The organism is Sphingobacterium endophyticum (assembly GCF_009733535.1).
GTDB lineage: Bacteria > Bacteroidota > Bacteroidia > Sphingobacteriales > Sphingobacteriaceae > Sphingobacterium > Sphingobacterium endophyticum.
This window is the reverse complement of the sequence record NZ_SMMI01000019.1, coordinates 1-13,382: the sequence shown is the minus strand read 5'-3', so window position 1 is coordinate 13,382 and position 13,382 is coordinate 1. Positions and strand designations below refer to the sequence as shown.

Genomic DNA, 13,382 nt, shown 5'->3' with positions numbered 1-13,382 from the left:
CAAAATCCAGTCTCAGGAAAAAATATTCCCTGGAAACAGGCGCTGTTGGAATGAACTGGGAGCAAGTGAAAAATAATCGATCAATAAATCAAAATATCTGAATAATGGCACAAAAAAACAAATTGAAGCATGAACAGGTACAGTACATCGAATTCTTAACCCGGGATATAGGTAGAGCTAAAGATTTTTACTCCAATTGTTTTAATTGGAAGTTTACGGACTATGGACCTGGCTATACGGCATTTGAAGGAGATTTCCTTGATGGCGGATTTACCAAGGGAGATCCGGTAGTTGGGACCATCCTTGTCATCCTATATTCCGAAGATATTGAATCGAGCAAGGAAAAAGTGATCAGGAATGGCGGTACCATTGTAAAGGACATATTCAAATTCCCAGGTGGAAGACGATTTCATTTCGCTGACCCAGACGGGTACGAACTTGCCGTATGGTCACAGTAAAAGGTCAATATCTATAAATTATTTCCTTGTAAAAAATTTGCAGATATAATGTTTTTTGCATTAAAGTCCAAATGCAAGGGAGGAAATGGAAGTGATCAGCGAACGGCACACTTCTATGTTCCAATATCAGCCAAGGAAATTATTCACCATTTTATTGGGTATCTAGAAAAACTATGCTTTCAAATAGAAATATTTAAGTCTTTTGGATGTTGGATGTTTCAAATCTTGAAAGAATGATTTAGAATATTGATACGAGTACCTTAAACCTATGAAATAACCTAAATGAGCAGGAGGTTTAAAAATACGATCGCTCTTTCAAATTTGACATACCTCTTTCCATTTCCTTGGCTTACTCCATGAATGTTCCCAACCTCTCAAGCTCCTTGGCCCTGACAGGCTTGGTTATATAATCAAGAACCATTCCGTGCGCAATTGCCCTTTTCCTATCGGTCGGGTCCAATGATGAACTGACCATAACCACAGAGATCCTTCGGGCCAAACGATTCCGTTCTAGCCGTTCCATCACCTCCCAACCGTCCATGACCGGCATCATGATATCTAGGAAGACGACATATCTTGCCCCATCTTCTTGCTGGGAATCCAGCCACTCCAGAAACTCGGCACCATTAATGAACTTTGCATGGACATGCCCCATCCCAAGGTGCTCAAGAAGGCTGGACAGAAGGAACGTTGATATTGTGTCGTCATCCACCAGTATGATCCTATTCATCTGGACCTCCCTTGTACTGTTCCCGATTAACAATCTGCCTGATCACTCGGTCCATTTCATTTGCCGAGTCTAACAGAGCTCCAATGAGGAAACCCGATCTGGCTTCCGTCCTGACGTCCCTTTTCAGATGCTCTGCCAGTCCGATAATACGTGCTAATGGAGCTCTAAGTTCATGATTGTGGCAAAACAAAATATCCTTGAGGATATTTTGATCCTCATGCTGCTTGGTAATGTCTATCGCTGTACCGTGGATCCCGATGCAGGCTTCTCCAATATGGTCGGGCTTACCAATGATCTTAAGCCGCCTAAGTTTTCCACTTTTGGTTCTGACAGAAAGAAAGGTCTTCAAAATCCTGTGACCTTTTATCGCCCTTATGACCTCTTCAAGAAAAATAGACTCATCCTCAGCTTCAACATAGAACTGCTTTACATTCTCAAAATCGGGAATAAAATCTCGATCCACCTCAAAAAGGTCGTTCATCCCGCTAGACCATTTGATGGTCCGTTTCTCGATGTTGATCCACCAATTTCCAAACCTTACATCTGACTGTGCTTCTGTAAGGAGTCTTCTATCGATCACATAGTCCGTAACATCGACCAACGACCGGACGATCACCATTACTTCACCGTTTTTGTCAAATACAGGAAAATGCTTTATCTCGAAATACTTTACGTTTTCGATGGAGGTCCTCTTCTCTTGGGGATCTACCCAGGTTTTTATTCCCTTTGAAATAATCCTCCTTTCCCTGATGACTTCATCGAAAAGGTCTTCCCAATTAATTTCATCTATGAAATCCGAGCTTGGAAATACAGAAAAAAAACTCTTTGAAATTATGTCTTCTCCCCCTAGACCAAAAAGCCCTAGGTAAGTTTCATTTGCGTCTACGATTGTAAATTCTGGGGAATTGGGAAGAACGATCATGCATGGCACCCCTAGCCATTTAAATAGGTTAGAATAGTCAAAATTCAAAATGTTACTTGGTTAAGTTAAGGTAAAAATAGTTCAAAATTTATGCCAGATTTAATTGGAAAATAGAGTTCTTATCAGCGCAATAAATTTAAGTACAACTTATGACAACCAGCATGTTTAGCGATCGGCGCCTCCCTTTTTCATGCTGGTTGTTTTTCGTACGAATATATGCATCGTACAGAATGGTATTCATTATGGACTTTTCATCAAATGCGGAATTTGAAACTATTTGAATAGATTATTTAACCAGAAATGCCGATCTAATTCTTGCCTCAAAGAATATCATTTACCCTATAAACAGATCGTACCTATGTAAAGCATTCTGGCAATATTGGAGATCGCTCGTTATTTTTTCCGATAGTGGTTGCAAAGTGGCGCTTAATCCAAAATCAATTTGTGACTAGCAGTTTAATTTAGGTTATAATTGCAAATTGAACTGGTCCTATCTAAAGTTTACGATGGAGAATCTGCGTTATTTTAGAAATAGATTCATGCCTTCCAAAAAATATTTACAAAAAAAAATCTATAGGTTATTACCAACCCAAACTGTAGCATTTTATTTTTTCTCCATGGCCACTTTAAGCCCCATTAAAACAAATACTAATCCAGAGAACTTGCTAAGGTACATGGTAAATTTAGGATTATCCTTCAATCTATTCGAAAATGCACTTAAAAAATAAACAAGGATTGAGTACCAAATTAACCCCATAATTGCATAGCAGCTACCTAAAAATATAAATGGTACCACAGAGCCGAGTTCTTTCGGATTTATAAATTGAGGAAAAAAAGAAATAAAGAACAAGGCAACCTTAGGATTAAGAACATTTGTGATGAGCCCGGATTTAAAATTACTCCAACCACTATCTGTACCTGTTAATCCGTTTTTTAAATTAATTTTATTCCCTTCGGATAATAAAGAAACCAATCCCAAATAAACAAGATAAAGCGCTCCTACATATTTAATTATCATGAACGCCAAACATAAAAGCCGAGATTTAAGCAAATGTACTTAAAAACAATAACTATTTCACCTTATCTTGCCACCTGTAGGTCTATGTTTTCCGACATCCCCGATAAGAAACTTAACAGGTAATCATATCGCTTATTTTTTATTCTGACTCTTTAAAAATTTGGTTACGCTAAATATTTTCGAGTCAACCAAGATGAAACAAAAACATTCGGTCGGAACTATTTACGATCTTTTATAATTGCTGGAATTGTTACCTTGTTCACCTTACTGTGTACTCATGGCTACAATAATTCTGCCTGGCCATTGAAACTTCTATTTTACCGGTTCCAAATCCATGATTGTTAGCATATTTAAGAAGATTGCAGAGGATTAATCATGTCCTAATGGATGTTTTTTAGCATGCAGTCCATAATTTTCAAAAGAAACCGATTTTCTTATAAAAGAATTTTATATTTGGAAAAAACAAAATTATTTATTTAAAGAAATCATTAATGAAAAACTTAAGAAATTTATCGTTGATCCTATTGTCCTTAACTTTCACACTTTCTTCGTGCAGTAAAGATGATGAACCTACTCCAGGATCGGAAACTAAAGAAGTCCAATATAAAATTATTGGCTCTACTGGAGTAAACATCAGTACTATTGTTTATTATGACGGCGACACACCAGTCTCTAAAACCGGTAATTTCGGTAGTGAGTGGACCAGTGAGGCCAAAATTTCCACAAAGACCCCTATGATTTCTGCCAACGGTATGGGGCCAAATGATAATTCAACACTCAAAGCACAGATCATTGTTGATGGTAAGGTTGTGAAGGAAAGTGCAGCGTCAACTGGAAAAATTTTGCAGACAAACGTTTCATTATTTTAGATAAAAGTATACCAAGTAAACAAAAAGCCTAACCTACCATTAGGCTTTTTATTATTTTAGTACCTGCCAAATTTCTTTACTCTAAATATTTGAATTATGGGCTTTTAATTGGTATACTTTGGTAAATTATTTCCTACCGAATCGGGATTTGCTTTTACACTATCTTTAAACTGTTTTTTATCGTTGGTACAGAAATTTCCTGCCGCTATAAAAGGTGGCTTCGGATTTGAATCTTCGTTTCCGTTATCTATTTTATAATAAGGAAGATTATCTTCCAAAATTAATCGCTTCAATGGTTTATTATTATTACCCTTAACTACTCCAAAGCACATTCTTTTTGTTTTACCTTATTTATTTCTAAATTAAGTAAGTTTATTTAACTTGTTTTATCAATCAATATTGCCCAATAGAGTAATCACCCTATTGGGTTTTTTCTTCTAATGCATATCAATCTACTACATTTTTAGCTATCTTTAAATGGTCAAATGTTGTAATAGCATAATGAATTTAGTAACCCAACGGATTCGACACCGTTGGATTTCTGTGTCTAATTTCTATTCCGACCTAACCTCATTTACTTTTCTATGCATTCGGGCCAATATCTCCTTCAAAACCGATGAACTCGAAATTATAGTTATTATTACTATGCGAATAGGTTAATTGTTCGAATACTGGACCTGCCTTAAAGTTCAATCAAAGACAATTTTTCCCTTAAATTACAAACTTGGGCAAAATTTTAATTGAGTACTTTTTAATTCATTATACAGCCATCAATTTGAATTTAATTTCTGTTTGATTTCCGTCTAATTGAAGCCATAGGTAATCTTTGGCCATTGGGTTTTCTCTCTCAAAAGACATCCTGAATCAATAGTCATTCGAGAACCTTTTATGTCACCCTCTATCCCAGAACTAATAGTGGTTTAAGTCCGGAATTTATATTCAGGAGCATTACCTTTATTTTTCATTAACCTTCTTGACTCTGCAACAGCCTCTTCTATAAAGATGGTGTATCCATGGCTAATCTCACCTAGAACAAGATCCTCCATGCGTGTACTTACCTCAAAGGTCAACCTGAACTTAACGGTCTTGCAAACCTTCTGTTAGCATTTTCCATTTTAATATTGAATCAGGTTTGAATAGTCACACGAACCATATGCAGAATCTTTAAAATCAATTGTAAAAAAGATCAAGTATCGAAGTGATTTAAATCATTTTATTCAAATGTAACCTTTCTTAGGTTTGGAGTTATTAATCCACAACAGAATTTACCAATTACTTACAGATGAGTTACAAATACTTTCTAAATGCTTTAGAACCTTTGCTTAAAGAAATCTTCGAATTTTATAATCTAAGCCATACAAAAGCAGATGCCAGTATCAACATTGAAAAAGGATGGCTAATAGGTGCTGATATATATGTTATATGTGGGTACGTAAGATCGGAATTATACATCCATAGGATGTACATTGAAAAGGAATCTAATGAACAAGTCATAGACGATCAGGTTGGAAATTTGATCGAGAGGATAAAAAATGATATTTATAATCGAACTACCCTAAAGATCCAATGATATTTCATACCACGTTAAAATCAGTAAATCTATAAGCTTACTGGTTTAATTTTTGGACAGTTTGTAATCAGAATGCCCTGATTAGTTTCAAATAATTTTTTTAAACTTGAAATTTACTATGAAAATAGATTACCTAAAAAGGAATTTTATACCCTTTTCAGTGACTTTGAATTCATAAAAACTATCAGTTTTTAGGGAATTATTTGATGGAACAATCATCTTTTCCTCCAGAAGTGAGGTTAGATCATCCTTAAAATTTCCAAAAATTTCCAGTTCAAAGATTGTTTTACCATGATACAATCTGAATAAAATTAAATCTTTTAAAGGTAATGGCGTCTCCATAATTTTTATAATAATGAATATTGACTATACAATTAGCACCTGAATGAATTTAAAATCATATAATCCCAACTTAATATGTTCATGAATTGTTTCAGAATAATTAATTAAATCACGACAATAATACAAGGCAAAAACCCAATCAGATGAATCAACTCCTAGATTTAGAGTGAAAAATGATTCTTATGATTTTTGGTTCTTCTTTTCCTCACTCTGCATTGATGCGTGATTTAGCAATACTTGTTAAGGTTTCATCTTTTTTTTCCTCCTCATCGATGCCTTTTCCAAAAATGTCAACTATTTTACCAAATCCAAAGGTGATTGCGATCCGAGACGTTTGAAACAGAAACAGTTATATCGTTACTAGTTCATAAATATAATTACCTTGATTTTACTGAACATTATTTTGATTTTCAGACAGTTATCCCTAAATGTACGTTTATAGAGAAGGTACTATTGCCGCATGAAGAATTTTGAAAACCATTAGATAAGATTAGAACGAATGGTCTTACGAGAAATTTATATGATTTAGATAAAATTATGATAGCCGAATACGGTGAAATTGCCATTGCTAATGACGAATTGTTCAACACCATTGTTGAGCACCGTAAAACGGTTACACCATTACGAGGAATGGATTATTCTAATCACAAGAAAGGGAAATTGACCATTATTCCACCAGATTCTATCATAAATAAATGGGAAGATGATTACAAGACCATGCAGGAAAATATGATTATGGGTGAGAGTTTGAAATGGAAGGAACTATTGGATAGAATCATGGAGATTGAGGGGAGATTTAATCAACTGTTTTAATTGATTACATGTGGTTAGAATAAACATAACGATCAAATTTAAAGTATTGAGATAAGAATAAAACGGATTAATCTGATCTGACATAAAAGCAAAGTTTATCACGCCTGCAATTTTAAAATCAGGTTGGGATGGGCAAACGCAAATTGGTCGTGAAATTTTCTTTACAGACAGAAGTATCTATGTAAAAGGGAAATTGACTGCAAGAGGTAAACGAAAATTTGCAGACAACATTCTATTTTACAAACCCAATGTTCCGATTGCAATTATTGAGGCAAAAGACAATAAACAAACCGTAAAAAGTGGCATTCAAAAAGCTCTTAATTATGCCAATACTTTAGACGTACCCTGTGTCTTCAGCAGCAATGGAGATGGCTTCTATTTTTCATGACAAAACAGCTAGCGACGGAGCAATAGAAAAAGAAATAACATTAGACGAATTCCAAATTCCCGAAATGCTTTTGGGAGAAATACAAAAAATATAAGGGAATTGCAACAATAGAGGTTGAAGAAATTGCCAAACAGGATTATTTTCAAGATGGCTCTGGACGAAGCCCAAGATATTACCAACAAATTGCAATTAACAGAACGATTGAAGCAGTTGCAAAAGGTATTGACAGAATTCTTTTGGTAATGGCAAATGGAACAGGAAAATCGTATACCGCTTTTCAAATTATTTGTAGATTATGGAAAAGTGGTTCTAAAAAAAGAATCCTCTTTTTAGCTGATAGAACTGCATGGATTGACCAAACGGCTTGTGGAGATTTCAAGCATTTTAAAGATGCCTTAACCATCATCAAACATAAAAAAATCGATAATGCCTATAATATTTACCTAGCATTGTATCAAGGGTTGCCTGATAATAAATCAGAAGATGCTTAAAAACAATTCAATCGAGATTTTTTTGACTTAATCATTATTGATGAATGCCAAAGAGGAAGTGCAAAAGAAGATAGCAAATGAAGAGAAATTCTTGAATATTTCATTAAAGCTACTCACGTTGGATTAACAGCAACGCCAAAAGAAACAACCTAAGTTTCTAATATTGACTATTTTGGTGATCCCATTTACACTTATTCCTTAAAACAAGGAGTTGATGATGGTTTTCTTGCTCCTTACAAAGTGGAAAAAATCACATTAGACATTGATGCAGAAGGCTGGAGACCATCACAAGGATTTTTAGACAAAAATGGAAATCCAGTTGAAGAACGAATTGGTTGTCTGAAGATACTTGGATTACAAACTCCTTGAAAATTAGTATAGTTTGCAATCTTAAAATCGATATGAATAAAGACAATTAAGTACACTTATTTTAAGTTAACGAAATAATATGAAACTAATACAATGGACACTTTTTATAGATATGTTGGTGTATGGTGAAATAAATGGCATGATAGAATCTGATAAACATGCTGACGAGTTTATTTCCTTCATGTCGAAGAATGCTGATATTTTTGACAACAAGATAACGATGATATGCGTAGAGGGTATGAGAAGTTCAATTTTAAAATTTATGAATATTACGATATTCAGCACGCATTGATTTCAGATTCATTGGTTATTACATATAAACCTAAAGAATTGAATACAGAAATTTCCTGACACAATAACTAATAATGCATTAAATTACAGCACGTTAACTAATATAAAGATGTAGCAAATATACCGTGATTTTAGAGAAAAATAAGTTTCCAACATCGGTAGTAATTTCTCCTGTTATTTCGCCAATTGTCACATTTAATTCTAAATAATCACAGGGACTTCTGGAAAGTTGAAAATCTACTGACTACGTGACTACATGATTACAAATGCATAAATCAAAAACACAAATTACTTATTTAAAGCTACATATGTTAATAATTTAAAGATTTACTTTTTTTAATTTACTGACTACAAACAGCATTTTGTAGTCGGTAAATCTTAAAAAATCACCAATTTAGCCCATAATTGGTACTTCTTCCACCTGAATCAGCCTTTATTAGAACACCTTTATTCACTAAATCTGTAATATCTCGTAATGCAGTGTCAGCAGATACCTTTGTCATCTTTGCCCATTTCGATGAAGTCAGATTTCCTTCAAAATTATCCATTAATTTATTCAACATTACTCGTTGCCTATTATTAGTGATATTAAGATTGTTTTGCATCCAAAAGTGATGTTTTCTAACGACTTTATCTATTATTGTATTTGAAGCAATAATAGCTTCTTTGAGGCAGTTTAAAAACCAAACTACCCAATTGGTAATATCCGAATCTCCTTTTTGTGTTTTCTCTAGAATCTTATAGTATTCCTTACGTTCCTGTTTAATTTGCGCAGACATACTATAAAAACGTTGATTGACACCATCCGCTTTCGACAATTGCATATCTGTTAATGCACGAGCAATACGTCCGTTACCATCATCAAATGGATGTATAGTCACAAACCATAAATGTACAATAGCAGCTTTTAAGACTGGATCTATATGGGATTCCGCATTAAAACATCTTATAAATCTCTTCATTTCTTCTTCAAGCCGTTCAGCTTTAGGCGCTTCAAAGTGTACAACTTCTTTTCCCATTCCTCCTGAAACAACTTGCATATCACCACTTCTCCATTGTGCCACATAAATTTTATACAAACCACTTCTTCCGATTGGAAATAATGCACCATGCCAGCCAAATAATCTTTCTTTACTTATGGTCTTATCTGTATTCTGTGTAGCGTCTAACATCATTTCTACAACACCATCGATGTGACGATCAGAATTTACAAGGCCTGAATTTTCCAACCCTAATCGAGTCGCTATCGATGAGCGGACTTGTTCTGGATTTAATATCTCTCCCTCTATTTCTGATGATTGAACAACATCTTGGATAAGTGTTTCCAAATTTGCTTCGTCTTTTAACTCAAATCCTAGCAACTCTACTTTTCCAATAAGCTTTCCTTGTAAATGCCGAACGTCGCTTAATAGATTAAGTATCTTCTCACCTTCCCATTGAAAATCTGTCCAATTATGTCGTTCGTGTATATAGATTGCCATGACCTCAAAATTGTATGCGGTAAATATAAGTAATATTTACCGCATATAAAGCGGAGAATAATCTATTTATTCTCCGCTTTTAAAAAGATTAATCGACATCGTTTTTTCCGTACAACAAAACATTAGAAATTAAATAACGTAATTGAAATTTTAGGTCAAAATCCATATCAATCAACTCAGCTAGTCCGCATAACTTCAAAAGTTTAGCTAGATTATCGACATGGCCAACATTCTCACGCTTGAGCAAATCACTTAATTCTTTAATTCCTTTAAATGGACTCCTTCTACTAAGAATTTTCTCTGCTATTTTTGCTCTTAATTGGTCAGGGTCTACGGCTTCAGATAAAAAATAAAAGTCATTTTCAAAATTATCAACTTCAGTAAAAAACTCATTAACTTACATTTAATAGTTCGTACCTGAATCTGAATTTTTTGAAAACTAACATACTGTAAATCAGATCTTAACACTTTTTGTGTCGGAATGTAATTAAATTGACTAGAATTCACATACCTTAAAATGTTAGACATTCGTTTATTTATAGTTAATGTGATAATTTAAACATTATTAATATCTACCTCAGATAACCAAAATTACAAATATTGAAATCCATTATTTGATGCAATCGTCACTAAAGGATTAATTATTTCAAAAAATTTTTTTCGATCCAAACCAATTGAAATATCGGTTCCTACATTAAAATAATCTTGTAAAAATTTCTCTTTAGGCCTATTAATTCTATAAGTTTCTACAGCTAAATTCTGTAATTCAAAAAATGAGTTATAAAATTTATCTAAACGCGGTATTTTATTGTTTTTCTGCAAGTTATAAGTTTTATCAGCAGGAATTAGATTCCAAATTTGGTTATGGGAGACAAAACTGTATGGAATAAAATGTTCAACATGATATTGACCTATAAAAAGCTCCTTTCCCGTATAAATACATTTTTGAGGGCCATTAACTTCAAATACAAAATCCCAAAACTTGCGTTCTTTTAAAAGTGAACTTCTTAACACTGGTTTGATAAGTTTATTTGGGATATCTGGTACATTTGGATTTCGAACCTGGAGGAATAGTGCAAGATTCCAATAGATATAATCTCTTAGCAATCGGATATGTTTTTGAAGATATGGTATCCATTGGTCCAAAATCTCAATTCTATCTTTATACAATCGATATAAAGGAATATTAAAACTACTTTGAGATAAATCATAAATTTCTTTAGTATTTTTTATTCCAGGATACCAAGGGCTTAAGAACCAATGTGGAACCTGCTTGTCAAAATGGACCAATAACTTATTAGTCTTTAAATTTTTTGATGTTAACAATTTTGAGAAAATTTTATCCTTTGATTCATCTATTGTTATTCCTTCAATATCCTTAATCTCTTCAATCGCCCGTTGAATTAAATCAAATTGTCCGAATGAAATATTAAAATAATTCACTGTATACCAGGCATTGGTTATCATCCCAGCAAATAGGTTCTTTTTACTAATCGTATATGTACCCGATTCGATTGAATCTAAAATTGCCAATAACCAATAATATTTATATGTAGCTGAAGTATTGTTTAAACAGGCAGACAAATAATTAGTTGGCAGTAATTGATCGAAAGGTAAAAATGTCATTAGATATAGATGTTTTGAGAAAGTATAAAAATTAATATAATAAATTAATATTTACTTTCTCTAAAAAGATTTAGGATTTATATCACCTCTATCCTATTCTCTCTAATGGTAAAGCTTTGGTGTTAATGAAGTAAACTAATTATTTGACGACTACCTATAAGGTTAGCCAATGTTTTTTAGAATAAGGATAAATACCTAAAATTTGAATTTTTGCTAATTATTATTTAATTTAATCCTAACCAATAATTAAACCATAATCCATGATGAGCAATTTAATTCTATGGCAAATCTTTAACATAGCTCTTGCTATAGCCATTATCGTATTAATAGTAAGGTTTTTTTATCGCAGAAAAACTAAGCAATAGAACTCTAAGCAGTTTTTGTAAAACTGCCTTTATTATTTTGTTTTGTTGTTGAACAAAATATGCCTTGAAAATATTTGAGCTGTTACGCTATTTACCTTTTCTTATTTTTTCTGGTCATTCTAGCTTTCTCTCCACTTCCATAGTTATAGGTCTTGCTATTGCTTTCCTTTTTTTTATGGAATGCCCCGCCTCTAGTCTCGTCGAATTCCTCTTTTTCTTTCCCTAATTCTGAGGGTTTATAGATCACCACATCATCAGGTAAAGGAATTACCGGAATTTTCTGACCTATGGATTTTTCGATTTTCTTAACTTCAGGAAGTTCAATGTCTGTTGCAAAGGTAATCGCAATGGCTTCATCCTCCGAAGTCTTTATGACATGCTCTACAAATTGGTCTTTGTTTTCGGGAATTTCAAAGTGGAAGATAAAGGGAACTCCATTGAGGTCAATGTCTGTTGTGCCTTCATTTGCAACAATTAACAATCTGCTTTGAGAGCTCTGCTTATAAATATTGATATCAGTAAATGCTGGATCATCATGAAATAGAGGATTTAGAATCGCAGCCTCCACTTTCTTAACATGCAGCCTATTTAATAGGTTGTGTGCAGTTTGCTTGCTATTAACAAAAACCACTACTTTATCGAATACATCTTCATCAGTCATTAAAGAATTCAAAAGGTTGATTTTTGTCGTAAAATTCGGAACTTGGTATAACATCAGGTCATGGGTATCAACCATCACATCGCCTAGCTCATCGACTTCAACAAGTGTAGCAAATTCCATAAAAGGATCGATCATCAGATGCAGCTTTTCATGGTCAACAGTACTGAAGGCAAGATATTGTACATTTCCGCAGCTTTGAGCCAATTCGCGCACATTGGTTTGCATTCCCTGCTTTACGATTTCCTCCGCATCATCGACAATCATCATCTGAATACGGTTCAGATTCAATCCTAGTTTCAGGTACACTGCTCGCGCCCTAGCCGGAGTTGCCACCACAATATCCACTCCACGAACAAGGTCTTCGATCTCCTCCTCCATCGCTCCGCTGGTCTTAAGCCCCATGATGTGCAGATTCTTATTATTGCTAACTGCATAGAAGCGGTCGACAATCTCTGTAATCTTTTCTTCATTGGGTGCTAAAACCAATACTTTCGGCGCTTCATCATCTGAATACTTTAACCGCATCAATACGCCTAGAACATAAGTTGTAGTCTTCCCTGCCCCTTCCGGTGCAATTCCAAGAATACTATGTCCACCAACAATACGTGAAAGTGCTTTTAACTGGAATTCTTTGGCTGTTAAGTAACCCAATTCCTTCATGTTCGATTGAAGGCGTTTTGAAAGTTTTAGTTTTTCTAGTGACACGTTGAAAATGTTTGAGGGGGTAAAGATAACAAAAAGAACAGGATTATGGGATTATGGGATTACAGGATCTGGGGGATAGTATTGTTGAAGAGTATTGGGCTTAGTATTGTTGAAGAGTATTGGGGTGAAAGGATTGGGGTGAAAGGATTGGGATTACAGGATCTGGGGGATAGTATTGTTGAAGAGTATTGGGCTTAGTATTGTTGAAGAGTATTGGGGTGAAAGGATTGGGGGAAAGTATTGGGGTGAAAGGATTGGGGGGAAAGGATTGGGGAAAGTATTG

At 34.2% G+C, this 13,382-nt stretch carries 17 protein-coding genes; 9 read left to right on the top strand and 8 right to left on the bottom strand.

The annotated features are described in order from the left end of the window. Nucleotides 1-104: 104 nt before the first annotated feature. Entirely contained in the window at nucleotides 105-458 is a 354-nt protein-coding gene (locus E0Y80_RS17875) for a VOC family protein (protein ID WP_156309045.1), read from the top strand. Nucleotides 459-807: 349 nt separating this feature from the next. Here E0Y80_RS17875 and E0Y80_RS17870 read toward each other — a convergent pair whose 3' ends face one another. From E0Y80_RS17870 to E0Y80_RS17860, 3 genes are all read right to left on the bottom strand, one after another. Then, a complete protein-coding gene (locus E0Y80_RS17870; RefSeq protein ID WP_156309044.1) occupies nucleotides 808-1,188 on the bottom strand; it encodes a response regulator in 381 nt (126 codons plus the stop codon). Beyond that, nucleotides 1,181-2,110 carry a PAS domain-containing protein gene (locus E0Y80_RS20815; RefSeq protein ID WP_262885883.1) on the bottom strand — a complete coding sequence of 310 codons (930 nt, stop codon included), beginning with the start codon at nucleotides 2,108-2,110 and terminating at the stop codon, nucleotides 1,181-1,183. Before E0Y80_RS20815 ends, E0Y80_RS17870 begins: the two co-directional genes overlap by 8 nt. A gap of 604 nt (nucleotides 2,111-2,714) precedes the next feature. Then, nucleotides 2,715-3,128 carry a LysE family translocator gene (locus E0Y80_RS17860; RefSeq protein ID WP_156309042.1) on the bottom strand — a complete coding sequence of 138 codons (414 nt, stop codon included), beginning with the start codon at nucleotides 3,126-3,128 and terminating at the stop codon, nucleotides 2,715-2,717. Between the two features lie 491 nt (nucleotides 3,129-3,619). Here E0Y80_RS17860 and E0Y80_RS17855 point away from each other — a divergent pair, with 491 nt between their 5' ends. Beyond that, on the top strand, nucleotides 3,620-3,997 hold the full coding sequence (locus E0Y80_RS17855; protein ID WP_156309041.1) for an MmpS family transport accessory protein: 378 nt from the start codon (nucleotides 3,620-3,622) through the stop codon (nucleotides 3,995-3,997). 104 nt (nucleotides 3,998-4,101) lie between these two features. Here E0Y80_RS17855 and E0Y80_RS17850 read toward each other — a convergent pair whose 3' ends face one another. Both E0Y80_RS17850 and E0Y80_RS20900 read right to left on the bottom strand, forming a co-directional pair. After that, a complete protein-coding gene (locus tag E0Y80_RS17850) occupies nucleotides 4,102-4,329 on the bottom strand; it encodes a hypothetical protein (RefSeq protein ID WP_156309040.1) in 228 nt (75 codons plus the stop codon). Between the two features lie 588 nt (nucleotides 4,330-4,917). After that, nucleotides 4,918-5,043 carry a hypothetical protein gene (locus tag E0Y80_RS20900; RefSeq protein ID WP_262885880.1) on the bottom strand — a complete coding sequence of 42 codons (126 nt, stop codon included), beginning with the start codon at nucleotides 5,041-5,043 and terminating at the stop codon, nucleotides 4,918-4,920. Between the two features lie 236 nt (nucleotides 5,044-5,279). Here E0Y80_RS20900 and E0Y80_RS17845 point away from each other — a divergent pair, with 236 nt between their 5' ends. The 6 genes from E0Y80_RS17845 to E0Y80_RS17830 all read left to right on the top strand — a co-directional run bounded on the left by E0Y80_RS17845 (nucleotide 5,280) and on the right by E0Y80_RS17830 (nucleotide 8,262). Next, nucleotides 5,280-5,567 carry a hypothetical protein gene (locus E0Y80_RS17845; protein ID WP_156309039.1) on the top strand — a complete coding sequence of 96 codons (288 nt, stop codon included), beginning with the start codon at nucleotides 5,280-5,282 and terminating at the stop codon, nucleotides 5,565-5,567. 879 nt (nucleotides 5,568-6,446) lie between these two features. Next, nucleotides 6,447-6,722, top strand: a complete 276-nt coding sequence (locus E0Y80_RS17840; RefSeq protein ID WP_156309038.1) for a hypothetical protein — start codon at nucleotides 6,447-6,449, stop codon at nucleotides 6,720-6,722. 347 nt (nucleotides 6,723-7,069) lie between these two features. Next, nucleotides 7,070-7,204 carry a hypothetical protein gene (locus E0Y80_RS20895; RefSeq protein ID WP_262885879.1) on the top strand — a complete coding sequence of 45 codons (135 nt, stop codon included), beginning with the start codon at nucleotides 7,070-7,072 and terminating at the stop codon, nucleotides 7,202-7,204. A gap of 4 nt (nucleotides 7,205-7,208) precedes the next feature. Next, on the top strand, nucleotides 7,209-7,601 hold the full coding sequence (locus E0Y80_RS20670) for a DEAD/DEAH box helicase family protein (protein WP_197091670.1): 393 nt from the start codon (nucleotides 7,209-7,211) through the stop codon (nucleotides 7,599-7,601). Nucleotides 7,602-7,841: 240 nt separating this feature from the next. After that, nucleotides 7,842-7,970 (top strand): hypothetical protein, encoded by a 129-nt coding sequence (locus tag E0Y80_RS20890; protein ID WP_262885878.1) that lies wholly within the window; start codon nucleotides 7,842-7,844, stop codon nucleotides 7,968-7,970. A 79-nt stretch (nucleotides 7,971-8,049) separates the two neighbouring features. After that, nucleotides 8,050-8,262: a hypothetical protein gene (locus E0Y80_RS17830; protein ID WP_156309037.1), complete on the top strand. Its 213-nt coding sequence runs from the start codon at nucleotides 8,050-8,052 to the stop codon at nucleotides 8,260-8,262. A 385-nt stretch (nucleotides 8,263-8,647) separates the two neighbouring features. On the opposite strand, the gene E0Y80_RS17825 is transcribed toward E0Y80_RS17830, so the two are convergent. From E0Y80_RS17825 to E0Y80_RS17815, 3 genes are all read right to left on the bottom strand, one after another. After that, the gene (locus tag E0Y80_RS17825) at nucleotides 8,648-9,742 is read right to left on the bottom strand and encodes a Fic family protein (protein ID WP_156309036.1); all 1,095 of its coding nucleotides are present in this window, start codon (nucleotides 9,740-9,742) and stop codon (nucleotides 8,648-8,650) included. 591 nt (nucleotides 9,743-10,333) lie between these two features. Then, the gene (locus E0Y80_RS17820; RefSeq protein ID WP_156309035.1) at nucleotides 10,334-11,368 is read right to left on the bottom strand and encodes an HNH endonuclease domain-containing protein; all 1,035 of its coding nucleotides are present in this window, start codon (nucleotides 11,366-11,368) and stop codon (nucleotides 10,334-10,336) included. A 456-nt stretch (nucleotides 11,369-11,824) separates the two neighbouring features. Beyond that, nucleotides 11,825-13,099, bottom strand: a complete 1,275-nt coding sequence (locus E0Y80_RS17815) for a DEAD/DEAH box helicase (protein ID WP_197091659.1) — start codon at nucleotides 13,097-13,099, stop codon at nucleotides 11,825-11,827. A 45-nt stretch (nucleotides 13,100-13,144) separates the two neighbouring features. On the opposite strand from E0Y80_RS17815, the gene E0Y80_RS17810 reads away from it, so the two are divergent. Then, nucleotides 13,145-13,297: a hypothetical protein gene (locus E0Y80_RS17810; protein ID WP_156309034.1), complete on the top strand. Its 153-nt coding sequence runs from the start codon at nucleotides 13,145-13,147 to the stop codon at nucleotides 13,295-13,297. Nucleotides 13,298-13,382: the final 85 nt, after the last annotated feature.